The 25,792-nt window shown below is 58.6% G+C and carries 23 protein-coding genes; 10 read left to right on the top strand and 13 right to left on the bottom strand.

All coding sequences use genetic code 11. The features are described from left to right. Positions 1-123: 123 nt before the first annotated feature. The 5 genes from EII23_RS05730 (at position 124) to EII23_RS05710 (ending at position 5,886) form a co-directional block, all read left to right on the top strand. Complete coding sequence (locus tag EII23_RS05730; RefSeq protein ID WP_124792431.1) at positions 124-2,532, top strand: homocysteine S-methyltransferase family protein; 2,409 nt, start codon at positions 124-126, stop codon at positions 2,530-2,532. A 41-nt stretch (positions 2,533-2,573) separates the two neighbouring features. Next, positions 2,574-3,044: a TlpA disulfide reductase family protein gene (locus EII23_RS05725; protein ID WP_124792430.1), complete on the top strand. Its 471-nt coding sequence runs from the start codon at positions 2,574-2,576 to the stop codon at positions 3,042-3,044. Between the two features lie 22 nt (positions 3,045-3,066). After that, positions 3,067-3,615 (top strand): hypoxanthine phosphoribosyltransferase, encoded by a 549-nt coding sequence (gene hpt, locus EII23_RS05720; protein ID WP_124792429.1) that lies wholly within the window; start codon positions 3,067-3,069, stop codon positions 3,613-3,615. Between the two features lie 42 nt (positions 3,616-3,657). Further along, the gene (locus EII23_RS05715) at positions 3,658-4,380 is read left to right on the top strand and encodes a zinc-ribbon and DUF3426 domain-containing protein (protein WP_124792428.1); all 723 of its coding nucleotides are present in this window, start codon (positions 3,658-3,660) and stop codon (positions 4,378-4,380) included. 99 nt (positions 4,381-4,479) lie between these two features. Then, positions 4,480-5,886: an amino acid permease gene (locus EII23_RS05710; RefSeq protein WP_124792427.1), complete on the top strand. Its 1,407-nt coding sequence runs from the start codon at positions 4,480-4,482 to the stop codon at positions 5,884-5,886. A gap of 74 nt (positions 5,887-5,960) precedes the next feature. Here EII23_RS05710 and EII23_RS05705 read toward each other — a convergent pair whose 3' ends face one another. After that, on the bottom strand, positions 5,961-7,052 hold the full coding sequence (locus EII23_RS05705) for a DUF362 domain-containing protein (protein ID WP_124792426.1): 1,092 nt from the start codon (positions 7,050-7,052) through the stop codon (positions 5,961-5,963). A gap of 339 nt (positions 7,053-7,391) precedes the next feature. On the opposite strand from EII23_RS05705, the gene upp reads away from it, so the two are divergent. After that, entirely contained in the window at positions 7,392-8,018 is a 627-nt protein-coding gene (gene upp / locus EII23_RS05700) for a uracil phosphoribosyltransferase (protein WP_124792425.1), read from the top strand. Between the two features lie 21 nt (positions 8,019-8,039). Here the strand turns inward: upp and cmk are convergent, their stop codons facing one another. The 3 genes from cmk to EII23_RS05685 form a co-directional block, all read right to left on the bottom strand. Then, entirely contained in the window at positions 8,040-8,750 is a 711-nt protein-coding gene (gene cmk, locus EII23_RS05695; protein WP_124792424.1) for a (d)CMP kinase, read from the bottom strand. Then, the gene (gene hisC / locus EII23_RS05690; RefSeq protein WP_124792423.1) at positions 8,747-9,880 is read right to left on the bottom strand and encodes a histidinol-phosphate transaminase; all 1,134 of its coding nucleotides are present in this window, start codon (positions 9,878-9,880) and stop codon (positions 8,747-8,749) included. Before hisC ends, cmk begins: the two co-directional genes overlap by 4 nt. A 263-nt stretch (positions 9,881-10,143) precedes the next feature. Beyond that, a complete protein-coding gene (locus tag EII23_RS05685; protein ID WP_124792422.1) occupies positions 10,144-10,602 on the bottom strand; it encodes a universal stress protein in 459 nt (152 codons plus the stop codon). Positions 10,603-10,870: 268 nt separating this feature from the next. Here EII23_RS05685 and EII23_RS05680 point away from each other — a divergent pair, with 268 nt between their 5' ends. Next, the gene (locus tag EII23_RS05680; protein ID WP_124792421.1) at positions 10,871-11,371 is read left to right on the top strand and encodes a hypothetical protein; all 501 of its coding nucleotides are present in this window, start codon (positions 10,871-10,873) and stop codon (positions 11,369-11,371) included. 225 nt (positions 11,372-11,596) lie between these two features. On the opposite strand, the gene EII23_RS05675 is transcribed toward EII23_RS05680, so the two are convergent. The 9 genes from EII23_RS05675 to EII23_RS05635 all read right to left on the bottom strand — a co-directional run bounded on the left by EII23_RS05675 (position 11,597) and on the right by EII23_RS05635 (position 22,933). Further along, a complete protein-coding gene (locus EII23_RS05675) occupies positions 11,597-12,562 on the bottom strand; it encodes an ADP-ribosylglycohydrolase family protein (RefSeq protein WP_124792420.1) in 966 nt (321 codons plus the stop codon). A gap of 111 nt (positions 12,563-12,673) precedes the next feature. Further along, positions 12,674-14,413 (bottom strand): DUF262 domain-containing protein, encoded by a 1,740-nt coding sequence (locus tag EII23_RS05670; protein ID WP_124792419.1) that lies wholly within the window; start codon positions 14,411-14,413, stop codon positions 12,674-12,676. 29 nt (positions 14,414-14,442) lie between these two features. Further along, the gene (locus tag EII23_RS05665; protein WP_124792418.1) at positions 14,443-15,225 is read right to left on the bottom strand and encodes a 4Fe-4S dicluster domain-containing protein; all 783 of its coding nucleotides are present in this window, start codon (positions 15,223-15,225) and stop codon (positions 14,443-14,445) included. Between the two features lie 9 nt (positions 15,226-15,234). Continuing rightward, positions 15,235-16,728 carry an NADH-quinone oxidoreductase subunit C gene (locus tag EII23_RS05660; RefSeq protein ID WP_124792417.1) on the bottom strand — a complete coding sequence of 498 codons (1,494 nt, stop codon included), beginning with the start codon at positions 16,726-16,728 and terminating at the stop codon, positions 15,235-15,237. A 63-nt stretch (positions 16,729-16,791) separates the two neighbouring features. Next, positions 16,792-18,297, bottom strand: coding sequence for a proton-conducting transporter membrane subunit (locus EII23_RS05655; RefSeq protein WP_124792416.1), 1,506 nt, complete (start codon positions 18,295-18,297; stop codon positions 16,792-16,794). Positions 18,298-18,357: 60 nt separating this feature from the next. Beyond that, positions 18,358-18,978, bottom strand: coding sequence for a hydrogenase-4 component E (locus EII23_RS05650; protein ID WP_124792415.1), 621 nt, complete (start codon positions 18,976-18,978; stop codon positions 18,358-18,360). A gap of 12 nt (positions 18,979-18,990) precedes the next feature. Then, a complete protein-coding gene (locus tag EII23_RS05645) occupies positions 18,991-19,932 on the bottom strand; it encodes a respiratory chain complex I subunit 1 family protein (RefSeq protein WP_124792414.1) in 942 nt (313 codons plus the stop codon). Beyond that, a complete protein-coding gene (locus EII23_RS05640) occupies positions 19,929-21,971 on the bottom strand; it encodes a proton-conducting transporter membrane subunit (protein WP_124792413.1) in 2,043 nt (680 codons plus the stop codon). Before EII23_RS05640 ends, EII23_RS05645 begins: the two co-directional genes overlap by 4 nt. Then, positions 21,968-22,933, bottom strand: coding sequence for a UDP-glucuronic acid decarboxylase family protein (locus EII23_RS05635; protein WP_124792412.1), 966 nt, complete (start codon positions 22,931-22,933; stop codon positions 21,968-21,970). The genes EII23_RS05640 and EII23_RS05635 overlap by 4 nt, the downstream gene beginning before the upstream one ends. A gap of 275 nt (positions 22,934-23,208) precedes the next feature. On the opposite strand from EII23_RS05635, the gene EII23_RS05630 reads away from it, so the two are divergent. The 3 genes from EII23_RS05630 (at position 23,209) to gcvH (ending at position 25,665) form a co-directional block, all read left to right on the top strand. After that, positions 23,209-24,036 (top strand): TatD family hydrolase, encoded by an 828-nt coding sequence (locus EII23_RS05630; RefSeq protein ID WP_124792463.1) that lies wholly within the window; start codon positions 23,209-23,211, stop codon positions 24,034-24,036. A gap of 120 nt (positions 24,037-24,156) precedes the next feature. Continuing rightward, entirely contained in the window at positions 24,157-25,239 is a 1,083-nt protein-coding gene (gene gcvT / locus EII23_RS05625; protein WP_124792411.1) for a glycine cleavage system aminomethyltransferase GcvT, read from the top strand. Positions 25,240-25,284: 45 nt separating this feature from the next. After that, positions 25,285-25,665 (top strand): glycine cleavage system protein GcvH, encoded by a 381-nt coding sequence (gene gcvH, locus EII23_RS05620; RefSeq protein WP_124792410.1) that lies wholly within the window; start codon positions 25,285-25,287, stop codon positions 25,663-25,665. The last annotated feature ends 127 nt before the right edge of the window (positions 25,666-25,792 follow it).

Genomic DNA, 25,792 nt, shown 5'->3' with positions numbered 1-25,792 from the left:
CTCCCCGCGCACATGCCGGGAGCGGAAGACGGGCGGGATTTTTGCAGCATACAGGTTTTGGCCCGGAAAGCAAAACGGTTCCCGCTTCCGGGCACGAGATCCAAACAAGGTTGGGGAAAGCCAATGACATTTTGCCAGGCCCTTTGCTGGGGGCGGCCGCTTTTGCTGGACGGGGCCATGGGCACCATGCTTCAGGCTTCCGGACTGCCTGTTGGGGAAAGCCCCGAAGAATTCTGCACGGAAAATCCCCAGATTCTGTCGCGCATCCACAAGGCCTATATTGATGCCGGGGCCGATGTGCTGACATCCTGCACCTTTGGCGGCAGTGAGTACAAGCTTTCCCCGAAACTGGACGTTTTTTCTTTCAACCGGGACATGGTCATAGTGGCCAGGGACGCGGCGAGGGAGGCGGGCCGCCCTGTCTTTGTGGCTGGCAATGTGGGGCCTACCGGGCACTTTGCCAAGCCTCTGGGCGCTCTGGAGCCGCGCGAACTCATGGAGGCTTTTTCCCGGCAGATCCGTGGTCTTGCAGCCGGTGGAGCGGATCTCATTTTCATTGAAACCCAGTTTGACCTGGCCGAGGCGCGAGCGGCGGTGGCGGCAGCACGGCGGGTGTGTGATTTGCCCATCATGGTTTCCATGACTTTTGAGCAGGGAATGAGCCTGACCGGCTCAACCCCTGCGGTTTTTGCCGAAACCATGCAGAACATGGGTGTGGATGTTGTGGGCACCAACTGCAGCCTTGGCCCCGAGCAGATGGAGCCTGTGGTGCGGGAACTGCTGGATGTCTGCTCTTGTCCGGTCATGGCCGAGCCCAATGCCGGGCTGCCCGAGCTGCGCGGCAGTACCACGGTTTTTCCTCTGGAGCCGGAGGGCTTTGCGCGGCAGACAGCCGTTTTCGCCCGGATGGGGGCAAGGATTCTGGGAGGCTGCTGCGGCACCACTCCCGCGCATCTGGCCGCCCTTGCACAGGTTTTGCGCGGCACCGAAAGCGTTGATACGCCGGGTCATTCCTCCGCCGGGATATGCTTGACCAGCCGTTCGCGGCTGGTGCGCATCGGGGCGGAGCAGCCGCTGGTCATCATCGGGGAAAGAATCAATCCCACGGGCAAGAAGGAATTGACCCGTGAACTGCAGGAAGGGCGTTTTGACATTGCCCTGCAGCTTGCCGATGCCCAGGCGGAGGCGGGGGCCGCAGTGCTGGACGTCAATGTGGGGGCGCCGCTGGTAGACGAAACCGTTCTTTTGCCGGAACTGGTGCAGCGGCTTGTGGGCAGGCTGGAAGTGCCGCTTTCGCTGGATTCGTCCCATGCCGGGGCCATTGCCGGAGCGCTGCCCTATTGCCCCGGATCTTTTCTGGTCAACTCCATCAGCGGCGAGGCCGGGCGCATGGAGGCGCTGGGGCCTCTCTGCCGTGATTTTGGTTCTCCCTTCATCCTTTTGCCTCTGCAGGGCGCGCACCTGCCCGAAAAAACTTCCCAGCGCATCCGCATTCTGGAAAGCCTGCTGGTACAGGCCGAAGATCTGAAAATTCCCCGTCGCCTGCTGCTGGTGGACATTTTGGCTCTGGCCATTTCCTCCAGCCCCGACAGCGCCCGCCAATGCCTGGACATGATCCGCTGGTGCGCCGGTGAGGGGCTGCCCACCACACTGGGCCTCTCCAATCTTTCTTTTGGCTTGCCGGCGCGCGAGTTGATCAATGCGACCTTTCTTTCCCTGGCAGCGGGGGCGGGTTTGAGTTCGTGCATTGCCAATCCTTCAGCCCCGCGCCTGCGCGAGGCGCGGGACGCTCTGCTGGTGCTCTGCCAGCACGATGCGAACGCGTCTTCCTTCATTGCCGGTTATGCCAGCTGGAAGCCCGGCACAGGCGGGATTGCGGCGCCGGGGAGCAGTGCCTGCACGGCCAAAACTTTGGCGGAGGCCGTGCTCTTCGGCGACAGGGAGAACGTCCTGCCCCTGCTGGAAAAGGAGCTGGAAGCCGGAGCCGAGCCTTTCGGCCTGGTGCAGGATACGCTCATTCCGGCCATTACCGAAGTGGGAGCGCGCTATGAGCGGCGGGAATATTTTTTGCCCCAGCTTATCCGGGCCGCTGAAACCATGCAGACCGCCTTTGCCCGGCTCAAGCCCCTGCTGGAGGCGGGGCGCGGCGAGCAGCACCTGCCCTGTGTCGTGCTGGCTACCGTGGAGGGGGATATCCATGATATCGGCAAGAATATTGTGGCCCTGCTTCTGGGCAACCACGGGTTTGACGTGGTGGATGCGGGCAAGGATGTGCCTGCGGAGGAGATTGTGGCTTGCGCCGTCAGGCACAACGCGCGTATTATTGGCCTGTCCGCGCTGATGACGACCACCATGGTGCGCATGGAGGACACCATCCGCATTGTCCGCGAGCGGGATCTGCCCATCAGGGTCATGGTGGGAGGAGCTGCCGTGACCCAGGCGTTTGCCGACAGCATCGGGGCAGATGCCTATTGCGCCGATGCCGTGGGCGCGGTGCGTGCGGCCAAAAACTTTATGGACGGCGTGGCGTAGGTTTTTTGCATTCCAGACCATCAGCAACATTCGGAAACTTCATGAGAAAAATTCTTCTGTCTCTTCTTTTTTGCCTGGCACTGCCGTGCGTTGTTGCGGCCGCTCCCCCAACCGGGGTTTCTCCCCTGAACCTTGCGGGGCTTACGGACCTTTTGGCCCAAAACAAGGGCAAGGTCGTGCTGCTCAACTTTTTTGCCACATGGTGCCCGCCGTGCCGCGCCGAGATTCCCGATCTTGTGGGCGTACACAAAAAAATGGCGGGCAAGGACGTGCTGATCATCGGCCTTTCGGTGGACGAAAAGACTGAGGTGCTGCCCGGCTTCATGGAAAAGATGAACATGGAATATCCTGTATATCTGGCCGGGCGTGATATTGTTCGCGCTTTTCAGGTCAGGACCATTCCGCACAATGCTTTTTACGGCAAGGACGGCAAGCTGGTGATTTCCGAGCCGGGGCTGGCCGATACCCATATTCTCGAAACGACCATCGGCAGACTTCTGGAACAAAAATAGCAAGGACAGGCAGGAAAAGGGTATGTCGGACGCTGCGGAACTCAAGGTCAAGGAATTGAAGCCGGTGTACACTCCCGGGCAGATTGCCGCACGGGTCAGGGAGCTTGCCCGCGCCATTGACGCCGTTTACGGGCAGGAACCTTTGGTGGCTGTTTGCGTGCTCAAGGGCGGCATCATGTTTTTCAGCGATCTGGTTCGCTCTCTGAAAAACCCCAACCTTGAGCTGGATTTCGTCCGGTTGTCCAGTTACAATACGGATTCTTTCAGTTCCAATCATGTGATTTTCAGCAAGGATATAGAGATTGACATTCATGGCAAGCATGTGCTGATTGTGGAAGATATTGTGGACAGCGGGCACACCATGAGTTTCTTGCTGGGCCAGTTCCGGGCGCGCAAGGCCCGCAGCCTGCGTCTTGCCACCTTGGTGGACAAGGGCGAAAGGCGCGAGTTGGACGTGAACGTAGACTTTGCGGGTTTCCGGCTTGAGCGGGGATTCATTGTGGGGTACGGCTTGGACTACGCAGAGAAATACCGCACGCTGCCAGGGATTTTCGAGGTCATTCCCGCATAGCCTGCCTCCGGCGCAGCCGGGCAGTTTCCAGGGGTATACAGGGTGGAGATACAGTGTCCCGCTTGTTCCAGCCGCTTTCACCTGCCGGACAATCTTGTCAAGCCGGGGATCAGGCTGCGTTGTTCGGTCTGCAAGAATGTTTTTGCCCACGAACCCGCTCCCGTGCAGGAGTCGGCTCCGCCTGCGGCGGCAAGTCTGCCCGACCTGCCCGCACGCAAACGGAAAAATCTTGTCCGGATTCTTGGGGCCTGCGTGCTTCTTCTGGCGCTCGGCGGCGGCCTGTGGTGGTGGAAAAGCGGCGCCGGTAGCGGGGAGGGAGCTTCACCCGGGCAGGAGGTTGCCCGGAATGTGGAACTGCTGACCATGCGCAATGTGCGCCAATATTACGTGGACAATGAAAAGGCAGGCAGGGTATTTGTCATTGAGGGCCGGGTTGTCAACGGATTTCCCCAGTCCAAGGATCTCATTGCCATTGAGGCTGCCATTTACGACAAGGACAAAAAAACCCTTTCCGCCAAGAGGCAGCTGACCGGTGTGCAGCTTTCCCTTTTTCAGCTTCAGGTGCTCAGCGAAAAGGAAATGGAAGCACTTCTGAACAACAAGCTGGAAATTCTCACCAACAATACCAATGTGCCCCACGGCGGAGAATCGCCGTTCATGATACTGTTTTACGCGCCGCCCGAAGGTGTTGCGGAATTCGGCGTCCGGATTGTGGATGCAAAGGATTCACCCCCGGCGGAAGGCACACCCCCGGCAAGGCAATAGCGGCCTGAGTTCTTGTTGCCGCATATTTTGCGCGCGACGGTTTTTTCTGTCCGCAGCACTGTAACCGGGCGACCCGGCGGGGTCGCCGCCCAGGCAGATATGAAAAACACACAGCCAGAACTCAAGCGTGCCCTGAAAAACCGGCATGTCCAGCTTATTGCGCTTGGCGGGGCCATCGGAACTGGGCTCTTTCTCGGTTCCGCGGGCACTATCCAGATGGCCGGCCCGGCGGTGCTGGTCAGCTATGCCCTTGGCGGCTTTGTGGCGTTTTTGATCATGCGCCAGTTGGGAGAGATGATGGCGCAGGAGCCGGTGGCCGGTTCCTTCAGCAATCTGGCCCACAAGTACTGGGGGGATTTTCCCGGCCTTCTGTCGGGCTGGAATTACTGGATACTCTATGTGCTGGTGGGCATGTCGGAGTTGACGGCGGTGGCGGTGTATGTGCAGTACTGGTTTCCGGCAATGGAACCCTGGCAGACCACAGCCCTTTTCTTTCTGCTCATCAATGCCATCAATCTGGCGCATGTGCGGTTTTTCGGCGAAATGGAGTTCTGGTTTTCCTTCATCAAGGTATCGGCCATCATCGCCATGATCTGCCTGGGCTGTCTGCTGCTTCTTTCAGGGCATGCGGGGCCGGAGGCGTCTGTGTCCAACCTGTGGAGCCACGGCGGGTTTCTGCCCCACGGATGGGGGGGCGTGTTCACGGCCCTGGCGGTGGTATCCTTTTCTTTCGGGGGGCTGGAACTGGTGGGCATCGCCGCCGCCGAAACAGACAATCCCCGCACGACCATCCCCAAGGCCGTCAATCAGGTCATTTACCGGATACTCATCTTTTATATCGGCGCGCTCACCGTGCTGCTGACCCTGCACCCCTGGAACAAGCTGGGTGCTCCTGTGGACAAGAGCCGCTGGGCCGAAGCCATGACCGCCAGCCCCTTTGTGGAGATTTTTGACCTGATAGGCATTCCCTCCGCTGCCGGAGTACTCAATTTTGTTGTTCTGACTGCCGCGCTTTCGGTGTACAACAGCTGTGTGTACTGCAACAGCCGCATGCTTTACGGGCTGTCGCTACAGGGCAATGCGCCCCGCGCCTTGGGCACGGTCAGCGCGCGCGGGGTTCCGGTATACGCGCTTCTGATTTCCTCGGGCGCAACCCTGCTCTGTGTGCTGCTCAATTATGCCATGCCCAAAAACGCTCTGGGCGTTCTCATGGCTCTGGTGGTCGCGGCTCTGGTCATCAACTGGGCCATGATTACCCTGACGCACCTGAAATTCCGCGCGGCCATGCTGCGGGCCGGAGAGAAAATCCATTTCAGGGCTTTCTGGCATCCCTGGTCCGACTACTTCTGCCTGGCCTTCATTGTTGCGGTTTTCGTTGTTCTTGTGCAGATCGGCGAAGGGGTTTCCGTCATGCTTGTGCCCTTCTGGATTCTCTGCGTCTGGGTGGGGTACAGGATGAAAAAGAGCTACGCGCAGGCCCGGCCTCCGTTGCCGCCCCATCCGTAAGGCTGCCTGATCAACCGTTTTTGCGGATCCAAAGTGTGCGCCGCGTGCTCCGGTAAGGAGCACGCGGCGTTGTGTCAGATTTTTTTCAGCGTGTATTGCCGGCTGCCCAAACCAAGGGTTTCGGCATGGATCAACTGTACAATTCCGCGGGTTTCCGGCCAGCGTGCGGTGAAAGTGTCCACCCCCGGTTTCGCCTTTTTCCGGCCAAGGCGGGGTGCCTGTTCCACAAGGTCAAAGCAGGCCTGATCCAGCGCCACGGGGTCGGCAGACGCAAGGATGCCCACATCCGGCACCAGAGGCAGATCGCTCCAGCTCACGCAGTCACAGTCCGGCGTGACGTTGAGAACAAAGTTGAGGTAGCAGATTTTCTTTTTCCCCTTGACAGCGCCGTACGCGTACTCCGCGATGCGCTCCACAAAGGGCTCCATTTCCGTGGCATAGTCTATGCCAATGGCCTTTTCGGGGCAGACCGTGATGCACTCAAAACAGCCGATACAGCGTTCGGGATCAAGCACGCTTTTTTTGTCGTGCATGCCCAGAGCCTTCTGCGGACAGACCCTGACACATTTTCCACAGCCGATGCAGGTTTTTTCGGCAATCTGAACGCGGGTTGCGTGCTGCTCCCTTTTGCCGCGCACGGAAGCCGCACCCATGGCAAGATTTTTTACGGCGCCGCCAAAACCGGCCATTTCGTGCCCCTTGAAGTGCGAGAGCACGACCATGGCCGGAGCGCGGCGGATTTCCGTTGCGATGTATACTTTTTCAAAATGCTTGCCGTTGATGCGCACGGCCTCGTCATTTTCCCCGTACAGGCCGTCGGCCAGAATGATGGGAGCACGTACCACGGAAGGGGCGAATCCGTGCAGATAGGCCGTGTGCAGATGGTCCACGGCGTTCTGCCTGCTGCCTGAGTAGAGTGTCGCCGTATCCGTGAGAAAGGGCTTGCCCCCGGCGTCACAGATTTTGTCAATGACCTGCCGCACCAGCGCGGGGTTCAGGTAGGTGTCGTTGCCGTATTCTCCAAAGTGGAGCTTGACCGCGGTGAGGTCATTTTTTTTGATCTTTTTTTTCAGGCCAACAGCATCGCAAAGGCGCGCTACCTTGGCGATCTTGCTGTCTTCGTGAGAGCGGCTGTTCGTATCCGCATAGTATACGGTGGCTGGCATATGCACCTCCAGTGCCGTGTTTTCGTGTGCCAAGAGCACACGCCTGACAAAAACAAGCCTGCGCTGCCGTGGTGGCGGCACGGCCGCCGGAATTCGCGGGCTCATGCGGCCTGCTGTTTCGCCGCCTTGCGGCATGATAGCGTACAGGGCTGCGGGCGGCAATTCCCGCAGATCCGGAAATTGCGAGCAGGTTGGCTTGGCCGCGTGCAAGGCGAACGATTGCGGTAGCCGGGAGCAGTAGTGTCGACATGTGTGCAGATCCATGTCTTGACAATCGGTATGGGTATGAATAACTTTTTGTATTCTTTGACAAACAGGATGAAAATTCCGGGAGGGAACATGGCCGTTCATGTTGTTGATCATCCTCTGGTGCGCCATAAACTGGGCATTTTGCGCATGGCGTCCACATCGACCAGCGAGTTTCGTGTGATTTCCAATGAAATCGCAATGCTGTTGATTTATGAGGCGACCAAGAACATCCGCACGGAAAAGCAGCGCGTGCAGGGCTGGGCAGGCTGGGTGGACACGGAAGCCATTTCGGGAAAAAAAGTGACGGTGGTTCCCATTTTGCGGGCGGGGCTGGGTTTGATGGACGGAGTTCTCGGCATGATTCCCGGTGCCAAGATCAGTGTTGTGGGCTTGTACCGCAACGAAAAAACCCTGGAGCCCGTGGAATATTATGTGAAGCTGGCCAGTGACATGGAGCAGAGGCTGGCCATCATTCTTGATCCCATGCTGGCCACAGGCGGTTCTCTTGTTGCCACCATCGACCTGCTGAAGAGGCACGGTTGCCGTCAGATATGCAGCCTGACTCTGGTCTGTGCGCCCGAAGGCATTGCCAGAGTGGAGAAGGCCCACCCCGATGTGGACATATACACGGCCGCCGTTGACGACTGCCTGAACGAGCAGGGCTACATCATTCCGGGCTTGGGAGATGCCGGCGACCGCATTTTCGGAACCAGATGAGGCGTCTGTTCGCCCGCGCGGTTACAGGGCGGACGGCATCCCGGCGGCAAGGGCATGCCTGCCGCCGTGCAAACTGATGTGGTGGAGCATGACCCCCAGTACTCCCTGAATATCCAGGCGGGAGGTGTCCACCACGCAGGCATCGCGCGCCGGGCGCAGGGGAGCCACGGCGCGATTACGGTCCAGGGCGTCTCGCTTGCGGATCTGTTCCGTGAGGTCAGCCAGTTCCGCGTTTTCTCCCCGTTCTTCCAGCTCGCGCAGGCGGCGCGCGGCGCGCACTTCCGGCAGGGCATCCAGAAAGAACTTGAACCGCGCTTCGGGAAACACCACTGTGCCCATATCGCGCCCCTCTGCCACCAGAGGAGACTTTTCGCCGATGGCACGCTGAACCGCGCGCAGAATTTCCCGCACCGCAGGCACAGTGGCGATGCGCGCTGCCAGCATGCCCACATGCTCTGTGCGCACCTCGTCACCCACGGCCTGACCATTGCAGAGCAAAACGGACTTTCGCCCCCTGCCCGCAAGGTTGAACGTCCATTGGGCGCACTGGGCGCGCAGTTCGCCTTCGGGCAAATTTTCCGCGTCCCGGCCCAGCTTGAGCGCCAGACAGCGGAACATGGCCCCGGAGTCCAGGTACGGCAGATCAAGATTTTCGGCCATGCGTCTGGCCAGGGTGGTCTTGCCCACGCCTGCCGGGCCGTCCAGGGTGACAACAGGCAAAAAATGGCTCATGCGGGCCTCCCCGAAGGCGCGGCGGCACATATGCGGGACATGGCATCCAGAAATGCCTTGTTTTCTTGAGGGTCTCCCACGCTCACGCGCAGGTGATCGGGCAGGCCGTAGCTGGTCAGCGGGCGGATGATGATGCCGCTCTTGAGCAATGCTTCAAAGCAGTGGGCAGCGGTGGGCGCGCCCTCCGGCATCCGGAACATGAGAAAATTGGCTTCGCTGGGCCAGACACGGCAGTCGAGAGCCTCAAGCCCCGCGTGCAGTACCGCGCGGCCCGAGAGCACGACCTCCCGGCTTGCAGCGAGAAATTCCGTATCGCGCAGTGCGGCCAGAGCGGCTTCCTCTGCCAGAATATTTACGGAAAAAGGCAGCCGGGCGCGCCAGAAACCGTCTGCAATTTTTTGCGGCAGCACGGCGTAGCCCACGCGCAGCCCCGCCAGGCCGAAGCATTTGGAAAATGTGCGCAAGCTGGCGGTATTTTTCGGCAAAATGCCAGCGGCCAGCAGGGAGTGCTCTTTTTCGTCCCCGGCAAAGTCCATGTAGGCTTCGTCAACGACCAGCAGGCAGTCGGGAGCGCACTCTGCCAGACTCTGCGCCAAGCGGAGAACCGCGGCGCGTGGCGGGCAATGGCCGGAGGGATTGTCAGGCGTGGTCACAAAGACAAGGCGTGTGTTTTGATCCACGGCCTCCAGCAGGGCGTCAAAATCAAAAAGAAAGTCTTGCTTCAAGGGGCGGCGGCGTATCTCAACGCCACAAATCTGCCCCTGAATGGGATAGATGCTGAAGCAGGGGGAAAAACACACCAGATTGTGCTTGCCGGGAACGGCCAAAATCCGGATGAGCAGGTCGATGATTTCGTCAGAACCGTTACCTACGGCAAGGGTGGCCGGATCAACCGCGTGCCGTGCGGCAAGGGCTTCAACCAGACGGGGATTTCCTCCCTGCGGATAGCGGAAAGCCTCTGCGGCATGCCGCATCAGAGCTTCCCGAGCCAGCGGGGGCAGGCCCAGGGGATTTTCGTTGCTGGCCATTTTGATGACCCGGGACAGGCTGTATTTTTTTTGGATTTCCGCGATGGAGAGGCCCGGAGAATAGGCTTTGAGGCCCGTGATTTCCTGGCGTAGGCTGAGCATGCTTTCTCCCTGTGAGGCTGTGCGCGGAAGCAACGACTTTTGCCCGCGCAAAAGAAAATACGTTTAGCGGAAGCAGTGCGGAATGACAACAGCCTCTCGCCAAGGGATGCTTCTTTGCTTGCGCGGCAAAGGCGGGGCAGGGGAGGAAAAACGGAGTGGCTGCCCGTGGGGCAGCCACTCCCAAGCTGATGCCAAATCCCGTTTCGCGGAGTTCGCGCCGCGCTTCTTGTGCTCCGTGTGGATGGCGCGGCCCCGGGAGTCTGCTATGCGGCCGCGTCCGCTCCTGCGGGGCGTACGGTCAGCACGGGGATGGTGGCGTTCTTGACAATTTTTTCCGCAACAGAGCCAAACAGGATGCGGTCAAGGCCTTTGCGGCCGTGAGTGCCCATGACGATCATGTCCACATTTTCTTCTTTGGCGCGATTGAGGATTTCTTCTGCCGCATAACCGATGAGCACCACACCCTTTGCGTCGACCCCTGCAAAGTGCTCGGCAATGAAAGATTCCATGGATTTTTCCGCCCCGCTGACAATTTCGCCCACAAAGTTTTCAATGGTATTGGGCGGCACGTGAAAACCCACATACTGGCTCAGGGAGGGGGCTGTATACACCACAACAATGCTCGCGCCGAGACCCTTGGCCATCAATACTGCGTATTGCGCCACCTCTTTGCTGTGTTCGGAAAGATCCACCGCACAAAGAATTTTCTTGATGTCCTTCATGACAATCTCCTGTGTTTCTCGCAAAGCAGTTTTGGGGCCGGAATGTGCTGTCGGTAACAGGGCGGAAGTTTTTTGCCCTCATAAAAAGAGTAGACATTCTTTGGCGGATAGACAAGGATTTTCTTGGGGTGCGCCCAAGGGGGAAAATTTTTCCGGGCAGTGAAGCAGAGCCTCCCTGAAAAAATTGGAGAATTTCCGATGGGGTTTTTGGCAGTTATTTTGCATGCTCTGGTGCGTGAATGCGGAAAAGGCACTATTTGGAGGCAGTATGAAAATCAATGCACAAATTGAAGCTCTTGTGCGGCAGCAGGAGCAGTCGTCCGGTGTTTCCCGGTCTTCTGCGTCGCCGGAAAAGAGCTTCGGCGCGGCGCTGGCGCAGCAGATGGAGCTTGCGTCTTCTCCCGCGCAGGCCGGTACTCCGGTCCCAACGGTGCAGGCCGGTCAGGCTTCCATGATCAGCCAGATGCTGCTGGGCAAAGCCCAGCCCGCGACAGCCGACGCCGATGCCTCAGCCATGCAGGCGGCTTTTGCTCTTGCATCAGGCACACTGGACATGTGGGATTCGTACCGTGCGGCGCTGGGAGGAGGCGGCCAGGGGAGCCTGCGTGAAGCCTATACCCTTTTGCAGGGCATAGACGGTCAGGTTTCCGCGTTGGGCAAAGACCCCGCCCGTGGGCAGAATCCCGGACTGGACTCTCTGCTTACCGAACTTGAAGTGTTGACTGCCACGGAAAAGTTCAAGTTCAACAGGGGCGACTACAGCGGTTAGCCCGGCCAACGCAAAGCACCTCCCCATCAAGGAGAACAGGCAGGCGCAAATCCTCCGCAGGGGATTTGCACCTGCCTGTGGCGGCTGAGAATGCCTGCCATCTCGGCATCGTGCCTGCTACACCTCACCGTCCCGTGGTCATCCACATAATCGACCTCGGCGTAGCCTGCTCACAGGGTAATCTGGTGCTTCAAGCTAGCCGGAGGGAACCTCTACCACTTCACTCTACTCAAATTTCTTGCCAGCGATTAACTGTTCAGCCAACTCCAATGCATCCACAGGCCAAAAACATTCTGGGCGAGGACGATGAACACCGGGCTGTCCAGCCTTGGGGCGACAGTTCATGATCCGGTTAGTCCATTGGGCGGGGATAGCGTTTAAGCCGTAGACGGCACCTAAAAGTGCCCCGCAGATGGCTCCATTGGTATCAGTGTCTCCACCCCGCATAACGGTATCAGCAACGCCAGCTTCAAGAGTTTGGGCATGTAGCAGTTGCCAGAGGGCATTGTGAAGCGCTATTAACACCCAGCCCTGATGGCGGACGTAGTCAGCCGGAGGGTCTTCAGCAGCTCTATCAACGACAAGCATAAGCGCAGTGTCAACTGCCAAGTCAGCAGCCCACTGTTTCATACTCTGATAGAGGGTGCTGGCGGTACAGCCAGAAGCGACGGCATAAGCAATGGCCATGGCAAAAAGGCTATTCGCTTGTAGACACACCACGTTAGGATGGGTCAAGGCGGCGTCTTGCCCGGCCCATTCGCCCACTTTATCTAATGGGTAGTTGGCTCCCCAAATACCAAGTGGGCTAATCCGCATCATGGCGCCGTTAGCTTGGCTGTCTAGGTTAGGGCTACCTCGGAGAGCAGCGGAAATGGTCATACCGCAGTCAAAAGGAGCAGACTGAAGCCAGAATTGATAAGCCTGAAGCGCAGCATCGGGATCATAGACACCGTGTTTTGCCAACATCCGCGCCAGCAGTAAGGCCATTTCTGAGTCATCCGTCGGTTGACCAGCGATGGTATTCCAGGTTCCGCCATCGGCAAGATCCCGCAAACCAGCCGGATAGTTGCAACGAATTCGCTCCGGCGACTGAAACTCGACCAAACTGCCAAGAGAGTCTCCAGCGATCTGACCAAGCAGGCAGCCTTGGGCACGGCTCAAAACTGCGGGGTCAACCGAAAATTCAGTCATTGTGATTCGCCTCTGAGAAGCTGTTCCTGCATATATTGATTTGCCTGTGACAGCCATTATCATCTTCGATTTTAACCAGCGATTCTCCCCAAGCCTAGCCTGATCCTATTGTCAGCCTTTCAGTAACCCTTCATCCTTGAGGTATTTTATAAACTCATTGTGTATTTGTTTGTCTCGTTCTCGAATGTCATGTTCAGTAAAATCTTCCATGTTAACAAGAATGCCATACTCAGCAATATCGCTTCCATGGTAGATTTTCTTGTTGGCATCAGTGTATCCGCAATAATATCTTTTTTTGTCTTTAAATTTATAGTCAGATGCCCGGATATTGATAGATCTTTCAAGAAGTATCTTGTTGCCTAGTTTTTCGAGGATATTCTGATCCGTGAGAATATTTTCCTTCTTGTAGCGTCCCTTTGCATAGATATGTTCAATATTAAAGCTCTCTCTTCCTGGTGCTGGAAGTTTCTGTTCTGGAGATTTGAAAGCATACCATGTTAGCATTGATCGAGTAACAGATCTATTGTTTGTGAACTTGTAATTTTCGAGTGCTGCACGGAAGTGTTCTTCATCAAATTTGAATTCCGCAAAAACGCATGGTTGTTTTTTGTAAACTTTAAGCATTTCAGAATAAATTGGGGTACGCAACGCATTTACACCAGGGTTTGTTAGTGCATAGGCAAAGATAAACGCCGTAATCTTCGAAAGGAATTTTTCAAATTCGGCATCATCCAAATTGCCATCGGTATCACGATAAGACAGAAAATAGACAGATGTGAAGTACTCCCACATCCCGTTCGGGGCAAATTTTAATATGAATAACCGTTTGAGCACATCTGAGGAAAAACGGTCGTCATCCTGTTGGGCAACGGATTTCCAGAAGCTCAAAAGCTCCTTCAAATCAGATATGGTGCGATCTTTCAGCAACCGGCGGTATTTATCTGTTTCGTAGAACTTGCGAAGGGCTTCAGTTGTCGTAGATTTGTTGCCTTCGGACGCTCTGATGAAGTACATATATTTTGTAAACAGTTCATCCATTGGAGTACCATTGATTGGATGGAAAATTTCTTCGGTACCTGAGGATAATTCTTTCCAAATCTCAATGAATGCAGTTTTTTTCCCTTGTTTCTCATAGAATTTGTAAAACTGTGCTTTAAAAATATCGGCATCAGCAAGCGGGAGGCCGCGGTCATTAAGTGTCGAGAAAATTCGTAATGCAGTATCCTGTGAATCTGCCTCGATGGGCAGGAGAATACAGTTATTGAGAATCCGCGCAGGCAGATACGGCAAATATGATGCGTATTCAGCGATGAATTTTTTAATCTTGTCTTCAAAAAATCGATAATTTTTTGCATATCTACTGCGTGCGTTATCCGGTAATCCAGCATGTAGGATAGTCAAAAATTCTTCTTTTTCATCATCAGTGGCTACTTCTGAGTCAATTTTCAATTTTTTCCTGTCTGCCACGTTGAACTCATTCGTCATCCAAATGCAGGCGGAGATATTTTCTCTCATCTTTTGAGATGCATTATCTTGCATCGCTCCAAATTTGTCATAAAAAGCGCGCAAAAGAAGCATCATTGTCGTCAGTCTTTGTTGACCATCAATGACTTCCGATTGGTTTTTGCAATTTCTATATGTGACAATGGATCCGAGAAAATATTCGTCATTTTGGTTGAATGCATCCATATCATTGTCAGGAAAAGCAAAAGTAAAAATGTCATCCCAGAGAGTTTGACACTCTTCTTCTCCCCATGCATATGGGCGTTGATAATCAGGAATTAAAAAATTTGCATTCTTGGCGGTCAAGAGTTCATTGATGCTTTTTTGATCAACATTCAACTTGCTCATGGCAATGCACCTTCATAAAATTTCATATGTTATCCGGACACCCTTGTCCGATTTCTGCCTTGCAGTGACAGCAGGGCATCAAGAATGGTCCAGGGGTTGGGCGGGCAGCCCGGCACAAAAAGGTCTGCCGGAAAAAGGCTTTGCACGCCCGTGCGGCACAGGGGGCTTGACCGGAACAGGCCGCCGGAAATGGCGCACGCGCCAACAGCAATGACCACGCGCGGTTCGGGGGTGGCGGTGAGGGTGTCCACAAGCGCCTGCCGCATGTTTTCCGGAATCGGCCCGGTAATCAGCAAACCGTCGGCATGGCGCGGCGAGGCTACAAAATCTATGCCGAAGCGCCCCAAGTCAAAAACCAGGGTGGTGAGGACATTGCAGTCGGCTTCGCAGGCATTGCATCCCCCCGCGCTGACCTGACGCAGCCTGAGGGACTTGCGGAAAAGAGAGAATTTTTCCGGCGCGGCCGGAGGCGGCGCGGGGGAAAGACCGGGCGTGATGATCAACCCTTCCCGCGTAAAGGACGCCATGCGGTGTTCCCCGGTGAACGTAATGGCCTTTTGCGGGCAGGCCGCGTGACAGGCGCCGCAAAAAGTGCACAGCCCCATATCCAGCGCAGGCGGGCCGCCCTGTATTCCGTCAGCGGGCGTGAGAGCGCCTGTCGGGCATGCGGTATGGCAGGCGCGGCAGGAGCCGCAGGTGACGCGCTCAATATGCGGGAGGCCCCGGTAGCGTGCCGGGAGAACCGGCATGCGGCGGGGGTAGTCCTGAGTACGGTATTTCTGGCGCAGCCGTTCCTTGATGATGCGCAGCATGGCAATGCCTCACAGGTCGTGTCCGCAGTACGACAGATTGAAACTTTTGTTGCAGAGTGGAAAGTCCGAAATCTGATTGTGCCGCAGGGCTACGGCAAGTCCCGGCCAGTTGCGGAAGGAAGGATCGACGATCTTGTATGCCGCCAGTCTGCCGTCCGGGCCTGTCACCGCCATATGGCAGATTTCTCCCCGCCAGCCCTCCACCTGCGCCACGGCAAGCGTGTCTGGCGGTAGCGCACGGATATCTCCTGTCGCGGCAGGGTCTGCAGGCAGTTCGGCCAAGGCGGAAAGATCCGCTTCCAGCAAGCGCAGGCTGTCTTCCAGTTCGTGGCGGCGCACCAGAGTTCTGGCCATGACGTCGCCGCTGCTTTCCGTGCGCGGCACACAGCCCGAAAGATCGGAAAGCGGGGCGTGCTGGCGCGCGTCCAGGGGCAGGCCGCAGGCGCGCGCGGCCACGCCCACAACACCCAACTGCAGGGCGTATTCCTTGCTGAGTACGCCCACTCCGGTCAGGCGCTCGCAGGCGCTGGGGGAATGCAACAGCACCTCGGCGGACCCCAGAGCATCGCGGCCCGCGCTGTGTGCCCTGGCCAGAAGATCCGCACATTGGGCGGGCGACAGATCGTGCGCTACGCCTCCGGGGCGCACGAGGCCGCGTCCGAAGCGGTTTCCGCACAGGGATGCAGTCATGTTCAGAAAGTCGCCGCGGATGCGCCCGTTCCACGAGGCAGTAGGCAAAAATCCCGTATCGCCAGCAATGGCGCCAAGATCGCCCACATGGTTGGCAAGCCGTTCCAGTTCCAGCCCGATGCGGCGCACAAGCTGGGCGCGGTGCGGAATTTTTGTTTCTGTCAATCGCTCCAGCAAAACGCAGTGGGCCAGAGCGTGCCCCACAGAGGTATCGCCGGCAATGCATTCCGCCAGAGGCAGGCGGCGCTCCCCGGGGCCGTGGACGAACATGTGTTCCATGCCCCGGTGCTGGTAGCCCAGAGCGATCTCCAGATGGAGAACATTTTCTCCGTAGCACTGAAAGCGAAAGTGCCCCGGCTCAATGACGCCGGCATGCACGGGGCCTACAGCCACTTCGTGCACATGACCACCCTCCACGCGATAGAAAGGGTAGGAGGTGGGAGCGTTCGCGGTGTCGCCATGGGGTGTCACGGGGGCATCGGGAATGCGGCGCACGTTTTTCAGCCAGGGATGTCCTTGCGGTTCCAGCCCCCATTGTTCGTGGATTTCCCTTTCAAAATAATGGGCTTGGGGGCAGGAAGGGGTCATGGACGGAAAACTTTCCAGACACGGGGTGCGCATGGCCTGAAGACGGCGTGAAGGGTCGTGGCACAGCACGCAGCACAAGACCACGCCCGATGCTTCCTGCAGGCCGAAAAGGCCCAGCAGCCGCCACCCGTCGGCAAGTGCCGTGTGCAGATGCCCGCACAATTCCGTTGCGGACAAAACAGGCAGCTCGTGCAGAGGGGCGCTGTGGCGGTAGTCAAACATCATGCGTGTCTCCTGAAAGAATCCGGGCGCTCGGAATCACAAATGTGCCTTGTTGCCTGCCCGGAGCTATCCGCCCTGCCTTCCGGTCAGTTCAGCGGCTCGCGCAAGAAAATCCCACAGCCAGTCGGGAATCCAGAGGCCGAGCAAAAGAACACCGCCCCCCAGCACCAGCGGGGGCACAACGCTCAGGAGAGGCTCATGGCGCATCTGCGGCATGTGGGGGGGGCTGTCGCCCCGTGTCATGCGCAGCATGGTTACGGAAAGGCCGATGAAAATGATTGCCAGAGCCGTCAGATAACCTGCGGCCAGCCAGAGGCTGCCGGCATCCAGCATGCCCCGGAACACAAGCATTTCGCTGACAAAAAGGCCGAACGGCGGCGATCCTGCCGCAGCCAGAAAACCGGCTGTCCACAGGGCGCTGGTGACGGGCATGGTCCGGTGCATCCCGCGGATGTCATAGCTGGAGTAGGTGTGGTAGCGGGCCAGAATGTTGCCGGAGAGAAGAAAAAGCATGCACTTGGTCAGGGAGTGGCAGACAGCATGGAGCAGCGCGCCGGAGGCAGCCAAGCCGCCCGTGCCGATGCCGAGAGCGATGATTCCCATGTGCTCCACGCTGGAATAGGCCAGCAGACGCTTGTAGTGTCCCTGCCCCACAATGAAAACAGCGGCGGTCACGATGGAGAACATACCGAAGAAAACCAGCATGCTTGCGGAAGTGTCGCCAAGGTTCGCAGCCTGCATGATCTGGTGTCCGCGCAGAATGCCCAGCATGGCGCAGTTGAGCAGTGCGCCCGAAAGCAGGGCGGAAACCAGCGAGGGAGCTTGGCTGTGCGCATCGGGCAGCCAGTTGTGCAGAGGCGCGAGGCCCATTTTTGTTCCGTAGCCTACCAGCAGAAAAACAAAGGCAGCCTTGAGCCATGTGGGTTCGGCGGCCAGAGCATGGCGCACAAACCAGTTCACCTGATCCATGCTCTCCTGTCCGGCGTTGGCAATGCTGGGCGCATGGTAGGCAATGCTCAGCAGGATATTGCCCAAAAGAGCCAGAGCAATGCCCACGGAACAGATGATGAGGTACTTCCAGGTGGCTTCCAGAGATTGCCGATGGCGGTGAAAATAGATGAGCGGAGCGGTGGAAAGAGTGGTCATTTCAATGCCCACCCACTGCGCTCCCATGTGGGGGGTGGTGGTCACCAGACTCATGGCCGCAAGAAAAAAGCAAAGGCAGGCGGTAAAGCGTCGTTCCGGAGCATTGGTAAAGCGGCCGTTGCTGTTGATATCGGTACGCTCGGTCTGGGCAGCCTCGGCGCGCAGGTAGGAAAGGGCATAGAAAGAGCTTGCCAGAAACAGCACGCTGGACAGCATCAAAAAGAGGGTTCCCAAGGCATCGGGTGCCAGTAGGCCGCCCCACGCGCTGGGTGTTTCCCCACGCCCCACGCGCACGGCAACCAGAGCAGCCAACGCCGTATGGGCCAGAGCAGTAAGCAGCAGGGCCGTGCGGCATGCCGCCGGGCGGCCTCCCGCGAGCATGAGGCAGCCGGAGCAGAAGGGCAGGAGCAAAAGAAGAATCAGCATGGGCAAAAGTCCTGTGCGGCGCAGAGCATTGCGCCCCGCGTGTGCAGCATGCGCGTTTTGTCAGTCCCTGAGGTCATGAAAACGGATCACGTCAATGGATGAGAAAGAGTCCCTGATATGCCTTACGGCGATCATCATGACAAAAACCGCCACAAAGACATCCAGCAGCAGTGCCAGTTCAAACCATACGGCATTGTTGGTCATCAGCGGTGATCCGAGCAGAAAAATGCCGTTTTCCGCCACAAGATATCCGATAACCTGGCTGATGGCCGTAATACGCCCCACGATCAGGATGAGCCCGCAGAAAAGGGTGGTCAGCCCCGTGATCAAAAGCAGCGGCGGAAACAGGCCCGGTGGCATGAGCAGCTTTGCGTCGAACCATATGGAAAAGGTGAGTCCCACCATGCCTGCCAGCATTCCGGCACCGAGCCTGCGGGGCGGGCAGCCCTTCTGGCCGGAATCCAGCTTTTTCTGTGTGCGCCGGAGCATGCCCGGCAACAACAGCCCCTTGATGAGCAGCACTGCTCCTGCCAGAAGAGCGTGCTGCTGCATGGCTGCGAGCAGTGCTGCCAACAGCACTCCCTGCAGGGCTGTCAGCCGGATAAGGCCTGCGCTGCGGGGTGCCCCCAGCAGCAGGAAGTTGCTCAGCATGAACAGGAAAAGACAGGATTGGAGCAGCATGCCTTACCTCGGCTATCGCATCAGGGAGAGCAGCAGAGCCAGACCGGACATGGCCGCCGCGCCGCCCAGAAGAAGGGGGACGCGCTCCATGCGCAGGCGGGCCATGACCGACTCCACAATGCCTGTCGCCACGGCCAGCAGCAGAACAAGGGCGAGGTGTGCCCCGACTTTCTGCCATGCGGGCAGATCCGGTGTGACCAAGCCCGCCACCAGAGCGGAAAAAAACCACAGCTTGAGCGCCGCGCCGTAGAGGATCAGCGCAAGGCTCGGTCCGGAGTGATCCAGAACCATGACTTCATGGATCATGGTCAATTCCAGGTGGGTATTGGGGTCGTCAACGGGGATGCGGCAATTTTCCACCAGCAGGAGGAGAAAAAAGATCATCGGCAGCAGAAGCAGTTCACCCCTGCCCGTCATCCAGGCTTCGGCAATCTGCCCCGAAAGCAGTGCCGAGAGCGAAAAGGCGTTTTCAGAAGTGCCGCCGAGCGCCATGCTTGTGGTGGCGAGCACCATGATGCCCAGAAAAAGCGCCGGTTCCGCAAGGGCGGACAGGCTTGCTTCACGGCTTGCCCCCATGCCCTCAAAGGCTGATCCCGTATCCAGCGCCGCCAGCACAATGGCAAAGCGCCCCACGCCCAGGAGGCAGGCCGCGAGCATGAAATCTCCGGCAAAGGCAAGGGGAGATGCCGTACCGCCCAGAGGCAGCAGGGCCAGGGCGCAGGCAGCCGCAGCCAGAGAGACGCACGGCCCTGTGGTAAAGACCCAGGTGGTGGTCTGGCTGATGACCTCTCCCTTGCGCAGCAGTTTGGCAAGGTCGTGGTAGGTTTGCAGCAGCGGCCTGCCGCGCCGCCCGGCAAAGATTGCCTTGACGCGGTTGATGATGCCGGGCAGCAGAGGGGCCAGCAGCAGGGCCAGCGCCAGATGCGCGAGATACAATGCCGTTTCCCCGTTCATGTATGCAGGCCCCATACCAGCAGCCCCACGAGGGTCGCCAGAATATAGAGAATATAGATATGGATTTTGCCGTGCTGGATGATTTTGCAGGCATTGCAGATGTTTTCCACGCTTTCGAACAGCGGGGCAAACAGGCCGGTGCGCAGGCGGTCAGGTGCGGTCACGACCAGCAGACCCGGCTTGGGAAAAAGCTTTTCGTCCAGGCGCAACTGCGTTCTGAGGCCCATGACCGGAGCAAAGATCTTGGCCAGCGGTTCGGAAAAGGCGGCATCGGTATACTGAACACGGGGGGAGCTTTCCTGATAGCCGCAGCCCCACGTTGTTGCACGCGCGGGTGGCCGCTGCCGCAGCAGCCTTGCGCGCAAACAGGTCAGCCCCACCGTGAGCGTGAGTCCCGCCATTCCCACAATCACAACGGCACGCAGGCTGTCCTCAATACGGGAGCGGCTGGCAAGAATGTCGGGTGTCAGGCTTTCCGGAAGGCGCAGAATGCCCTGCGCGGTGTCCGCCGTCAGGGTGAAAAGCCAGGGAGCGCCCAGCGCGCCCACAATACAGGCCCCCACAGGGAGAGCGAGCGGCCAGAGAACCTGCCATGACAGGGGGCGGGCATTGGCGGCAAAGCCTGTACGGGCTTCTCCCAGAAAGCTGATGCCATACGCCTTGGCATAGAGGGTCGCCGCCAGACCGCTGACAAGGGCAAGACAGGCAAGGGAGAGAAGCAGGCCCGCCTGCCGTTCTATCCCGATGAGATCCGGGCCGTTCAGCAGGGCCAGAGCCAACACCAGTTCACCGGAGAAGCCGTTGAACGGCGGCAGGCAGGCGATGGACGCCGCGCCCAGGAAAAAAGCGGCCCCCAGCAGCGGCAGGCGTTTTTGCAGCCCGCCCAGTTGCTCCATGCGTACTGTGCCGGTGGCGTGAAGAATTTCTCCGGCGCACAAGAAAAGCAGTCCCTTGAAAGCGGAGTGGTTGAGCATGTGCATCAGCATTCCGGCAAAGCCCAGAAGCGCGATCCAGGCATTGCCGCAGGCCTGGCCCACAAGCCCGGCCCCTGCGCCCATGAACATGAGCCCCATGTTTTCCACGCTGGAATAGGCAAGCAGACGCTTGAGATTGCTCTGGGCCATGGCCTTGAGAATGCCCATGAGGGCAGTGACAATCCCCAGTGCCACCAGAACCCATCCCCACCATTCGGGCGGCTGCCCGAAGGATGTCAGCAGTCCCAGGCAGCGCAAAAGGCCGTACAGTCCGGCATTGATCATGGCACCGGAAAGCAGGGCGGAAACATGGCTGGGCGCTGCGGGATGGGCCTCAGGCAGCCAGACGTGCAGGGGAGCAATGCCGGCTTTTGCGCCGAAACCCAGCAGGGCAAGCACAAAAAGCGTGGTGCTTACGCCGGGGTGGAGCAGTGCCTCCCGCAGAGCGGTTGCCTCGTGGGGGGCGTCCAGAGAGGTGACGCCGGAACTCTGCCATAACAGCACGAAAAGGGCCATGAGCGCCACCGCCCCCAAGTGTGCTGCCACCAGATATACCCAGGAGGCATCGCGCGCTTTTCTGTCCCTGTCGTTGAAGGCAATGAGAAAAAACGGGGCAAGGGACATGAGCTCCCAGGAAAGCAGAAAAAAAATGGCATCGCGTGCCGTGATGACCAGTGTCAGCCCCAGCAGGAGCAGCAGAAAGAAAAACCAGTGTGCGCCCAGATTGTGGCGCTGTGGATCCTCATGGCGCAGGCTGTGCCAGCCGGAGAGCGTACAGGCCAGCCCCAAGCCGAAAACAGGCAGCAGAAAGAGGCGGCTCAAGGGGTCCAGCCCCAGGGTGCATGCACCCACAGGCAAGCCCCAGGGCAGGCTCAGGGACGCTGTGTGCTCCCACGAGCCGGAAAGAGCCGCGTACAAACCGGCAACGCAGCCCAGAGCACCGCCCGCGCACCCGGCAAGGTTGGCTGCGCGCGCGGTTTTTGCCGAGGGAGCACGCACGGCCGTCAGGGCGGTGGCCGCTGCTGCCGCAGCAAAAAGGCAGAGAGTCAGTGCAAGGGCGGTCATGATGTCGGAAGCTGCGCGTTGGCAAGCAGCGCGTCAAAATAGGCCACGGTTTTTTTCAGGCCTTCTGCCAGAGGTACTTTGGGCTCCCAGCCCAGTTTTTCCCGGGCGAGGGCAATGTCGGGGCGGCGTTGTTTGGGGTCGTCGCCGGGCAGAGGCTTGTAGCTGATGACAGATCGGCTGCCGGTCATGCCCACAACGGTTTCGGCCAGTTCCCTGATGGTAAATTCGTCCGGATTGCCCATGTTCATGGGGCCGGTAAAATCCGCAGGCGAGGCCATGAGAAGGAGCATGCATTCCACAAGGTCGTCCACATAGCAGAAAGAGCGGGTCTGGCTGCCGTCGCCATAAATGGTAATGGGTTGGTTTGTCAGCGCCTGGACGATGAAGTTGGAAACCACGCGTCCATCGTTGGGGTGCATTTTGGGGCCGTAGGTATTGAAGATACGCCCTACCTTGATGGGGAGGCCGCCCTGCCGCCGGTAGGCAAAAAAAAGGGCCTCGGCACAGCGTTTTCCCTCATCGTAACAGGAGCGTATCCCGTTGGGGTTCACATGTCCCCAATAGTCTTCGGTCTGCGGGTGCACTTCGGGGTCGCCGTACACCTCGCTGGTGGACGCCTGAAAGATCCGAGCCCCAAGGCGCTTGGCCAAGCCCAGCATGTTGATGGCCCCGTGCACGCAGGTCTTGATGGTCTGCACCGGATCGTGCTGGTAGTGGACGGGCGAGGCGGGGCAGGCCAGATTGTATATTTCGTCCACTTCCACATAGAGGGGAAAGGTCACGTCATGGCGGACAAGCTCAAAGCGCCGGTTGTCCATGAATTCTTCCACATTGGCGCGGGCGCTGGAAAAGAAATTGTCCACACAGAGCACCTCATGCCCCTGTTCGAGCAGCTTCCCGCACAGGTGCGAACCCAGAAAACCGGAACCTCCGGTGACCATAACGCGCTTACGCAGATGCATTTTCCCCTCCGCAAGGCTTGAAAGGAAAGACCGGACAACGAAAAAGCAGGCACTCGCGTTTCGCGCCGGGATAGTATATATTCTTCGGGCCGCTTGTGGTTTTTCACACCCTTGTGACCATTGGGGAGTATAGCCTGCCTGTGCGGGAATGGCAATGGAGCGGAAAGCTTTGCCGTTTCTGCTCCCCGGACTCCGGGCGGGGAAACCTCTTTTGCACGAAAAAATACCGGCAAGGGATGCGGCGGCATGCGGACGAAAAGAGCTTTGAGGTTGTGATGGCGGCAAAAAAAGTTTTTCGGGAAGACCCGCTGGACCATGCCCTGCCTCTGTGCGGTGTGGACAGCCATGCGCATCTTGACGGCGGGGAGTTTGACGGGGACCGCGCGGAGGTGCTGGCCAGGGCAAAGATGGCGGGTATTGCCCAAATAGGCAATGTTTTTCTCGGGCCGGAGGATTTTGAAGCCCGGCGCGGTCTTTTTGATGCCCACCCCGAAGTGTTTTTTCTGCTGGGCATCCATCCCTGTCACGGGCAGACGTACACTCCGGCGCATCTGGCGGCCATGCGCGATGCCTTTGCCGCAGAGCCCCGCCTCCGTGCCGTGGGCGAGATCGGTCTTGATTTTTACTGGAAGGACTGCCCCAGAGAAGTCCAGTACGAGGTTCTGCGCGAGCAACTGGCCCTGGCGCGTGCCGTGGAGCGCCCTGTGGTCATCCACTGCCGTGAGGCGGAAGAGGAAACCCTCATGGTGCTGGAAGCGCAGGGTTTTGTGGGCTACCCGCTGCTCTGGCACTGCTTCGGCAAGGGGCCGGAACTGGCCCGGCGCATTGTGCGCAACGGCTGGCACATTTCTGTTCCGGGGCCTGTGACATACAAGGCCAATGAGGCCCTGCGCGAGGCTGTGGCCCTTGTGCCCGCCGACCGCTTGCTGCTGGAAACAGATGCCCCCTATCTCGCGCCCTTGCCGTGGCGCGGCAGGCGCAATGAACCGGCCTTGACGGTCTTTACCGCGCGAGAGGTGGCCCTGGCCCGCGGGGAAGACGTGGAAAGCCTGTGGCGCGCCTGCGGGGACAATGCCCGGCGTTTTTTCGCACTGGAGTCGTGATCTCCCCGCTTTCTTTCTCTCCAGGCATTTTTTCTGTGGACAGGGCGCGCCGTGGGTGGGTACATTCGTCACAGAAATTTGTCATTTTTTCGCCGCATCCCGCAGCCGCAAGGAGTCCGCATGTCAGAGATGCATACCCCGCTCAGTGCATGGCACACAGCGCACGGGGCCAAAATGGCTCCCTTCGCCGGTTGGCTCATGCCCATCCAGTATGAGGGAATTCTTGCCGAACACCACCATGTCCGTGCCCATGCGGGCCTTTTTGATATCTGCCATATGGGCGAGTTCCGCATTGAAGGGCCGGGTGCGGAGCAGGCTCTGGAAAAAGCCCTCAGCCACAACCTGCGCACCCTTGCGCCCGGCAAATGCCGCTACGGTTTTTTGCTCAACGAAAACGGAGGGGTACTGGATGACGGCATTGTGTACCGCCTTGGCCCCGACTCCTTTATGGCAGTGGTCAACGCCGCCTGCGCCGCCGGTGATTTTTCCGTACTGCGCGAGCGGCTTCCCCACAGCGTGGAATTGACAGACATTTCCTCCAGTACCGGAAAGATTGATCTGCAGGGGCCGGATTCTCTGGAAGTGCTGGAAGGTGCTTTGGGCGAGAATCTGCGTGATTTGAGCTATTTTTCTTTTCGTGAAACCCGGTGGCAAAATGTGCCCCTTCTGGTGAGCCGCACAGGCTATACCGGGGAATTGGGGTACGAACTTTATCTTCCGGCAGAAAAAACTGAGGCTTTCTGGGTTGCCCTGCTTGCCGATGCACGGGTCAAACCTGTGGGGTTGGGCGCGCGCGACACTCTGCGCCTGGAGGCTGGCCTTCCTCTGTACGGGCATGACCTTGACGCGGCTCACAGCCCCGCAGAGGCTGGCATGGGTCGCATGCTGACCAGCGAGGCCGATTATGTGGGCAAGCAGGGAGCGCAACGGGTAGCCGAGGTACTGGTGCCTCTGGTCATCGAGGGGCGCCGCTCCGCGCGGCACGGTGATGTTGTGGCCCTGCCGGACGGTGTTGCGGTGGGGCGCGTGACCAGCGGCTCCTTTGCACCATCGGTGGGCGCAGCCATTGCCTTTGCCTGGATCCATGCCGCTCATGCCCATGAAGAAAATTTTCTCGTGCGCGCCTCTAGGACGGAGCTGCCCGCCCGGAAAACGGAAATTCCCTTTTACAGGCAAGGCTCGGCCCGCAAAAAGCTCGCCTGACGGCGCACAGCGGGCAATTCCGTAACCTTATTTTCAGGAGCAGCCATGACAACCAATCCTGCGGACATCCTGTACAGCAAAAGTCACGAATGGGTGCGCATCGAGGGTGACGAGGCCGTGGTGGGCATCACTCACTTTGCCCAGGAATCTCTTGGCGACATTACCTATGTGGAACTGCCCGCAGTCGGCGGCGAACTTGCGGAGCACGCGGAATTCGGTTCCGTGGAATCTGTCAAGGCCGCCAGCGATCTGTATTCTCCGGTGGCGGGCAGCGTTCTGGCCGTCAATGGGGCACTGGAAGACACACCGGAGTTGTGCAACAGCGCTCCCTACGGCGAGGGCTGGCTTCTGCGCGTCAAGCTGGCCCGCAAGCCCGAGGGGCTGATGGACGCGACGGCGTACGAGGCTTTTTGCGCCACCGTCTGACAGCGATGCGGACGGGCTGTTGCCAGAGCAGCGGTCCCGAAAATTGCGAGCAGGACGTGGCTTGGCCGCACCGCAAAGCGAGCGATTGTGATAGCCGCAAGCGGGGTTTCTCCGCTTGCGGACAGTC

It is taken from the genome of Desulfovibrio sp. OH1186_COT-070 (genome assembly GCF_003860215.1).
GTDB lineage: Bacteria > Desulfobacterota > Desulfovibrionia > Desulfovibrionales > Desulfovibrionaceae > Desulfovibrio.
This window is presented reverse-complemented; position numbering and strand designations above follow the sequence as displayed.

Excerpts from the sequence above, each read along its gene's own strand:
- EII23_RS05630 (WP_124792463.1), top strand. The coding sequence starts at position 23,209 with ATGGCGGCAAAAAAAGTTTTTCGGGAAGACCCGCTGGACCATGCCCTG.
- gcvH (WP_124792410.1), top strand. The coding sequence starts at position 25,285 with ATGACAACCAATCCTGCGGACATCCTGTACAGCAAAAGTCACGAATGG.
- cmk (WP_124792424.1), bottom strand. The coding sequence starts at position 8,750 with ATGAGCCATTTTTTGCCTGTTGTCACCCTGGACGGCCCGGCAGGCGTG.
- EII23_RS05710 (WP_124792427.1), top strand. The coding sequence starts at position 4,480 with ATGAAAAACACACAGCCAGAACTCAAGCGTGCCCTGAAAAACCGGCAT.
- EII23_RS05705 (WP_124792426.1), bottom strand. The coding sequence starts at position 7,052 with ATGCCAGCCACCGTATACTATGCGGATACGAACAGCCGCTCTCACGAA.
- hisC (WP_124792423.1), bottom strand. The coding sequence starts at position 9,880 with ATGCTCAGCCTACGCCAGGAAATCACGGGCCTCAAAGCCTATTCTCCG.
- EII23_RS05655 (WP_124792416.1), bottom strand. The coding sequence starts at position 18,297 with ATGCTGATTCTTCTTTTGCTCCTGCCCTTCTGCTCCGGCTGCCTCATG.
- EII23_RS05730 (WP_124792431.1), top strand. The coding sequence starts at position 124 with ATGACATTTTGCCAGGCCCTTTGCTGGGGGCGGCCGCTTTTGCTGGAC.
- EII23_RS05660 (WP_124792417.1), bottom strand. The coding sequence starts at position 16,728 with ATGATGTTTGACTACCGCCACAGCGCCCCTCTGCACGAGCTGCCTGTT.
- gcvT (WP_124792411.1), top strand. The coding sequence starts at position 24,157 with ATGTCAGAGATGCATACCCCGCTCAGTGCATGGCACACAGCGCACGGG.
- EII23_RS05675 (WP_124792420.1), bottom strand. The coding sequence starts at position 12,562 with ATGACTGAATTTTCGGTTGACCCCGCAGTTTTGAGCCGTGCCCAAGGC.
- EII23_RS05670 (WP_124792419.1), bottom strand. The coding sequence starts at position 14,413 with ATGAGCAAGTTGAATGTTGATCAAAAAAGCATCAATGAACTCTTGACC.
- EII23_RS05685 (WP_124792422.1), bottom strand. The coding sequence starts at position 10,602 with ATGAAGGACATCAAGAAAATTCTTTGTGCGGTGGATCTTTCCGAACAC.
- upp (WP_124792425.1), top strand. The coding sequence starts at position 7,392 with ATGGCCGTTCATGTTGTTGATCATCCTCTGGTGCGCCATAAACTGGGC.
- EII23_RS05635 (WP_124792412.1), bottom strand. The coding sequence starts at position 22,933 with ATGCATCTGCGTAAGCGCGTTATGGTCACCGGAGGTTCCGGTTTTCTG.
- hpt (WP_124792429.1), top strand. The coding sequence starts at position 3,067 with ATGTCGGACGCTGCGGAACTCAAGGTCAAGGAATTGAAGCCGGTGTAC.
- EII23_RS05725 (WP_124792430.1), top strand. The coding sequence starts at position 2,574 with ATGAGAAAAATTCTTCTGTCTCTTCTTTTTTGCCTGGCACTGCCGTGC.
- EII23_RS05680 (WP_124792421.1), top strand. The coding sequence starts at position 10,871 with ATGAAAATCAATGCACAAATTGAAGCTCTTGTGCGGCAGCAGGAGCAG.
- EII23_RS05645 (WP_124792414.1), bottom strand. The coding sequence starts at position 19,932 with ATGAACGGGGAAACGGCATTGTATCTCGCGCATCTGGCGCTGGCCCTG.
- EII23_RS05650 (WP_124792415.1), bottom strand. The coding sequence starts at position 18,978 with ATGCTGCTCCAATCCTGTCTTTTCCTGTTCATGCTGAGCAACTTCCTG.
- EII23_RS05640 (WP_124792413.1), bottom strand. The coding sequence starts at position 21,971 with ATGACCGCCCTTGCACTGACTCTCTGCCTTTTTGCTGCGGCAGCAGCG.
- EII23_RS05665 (WP_124792418.1), bottom strand. The coding sequence starts at position 15,225 with ATGCTGCGCATCATCAAGGAACGGCTGCGCCAGAAATACCGTACTCAG.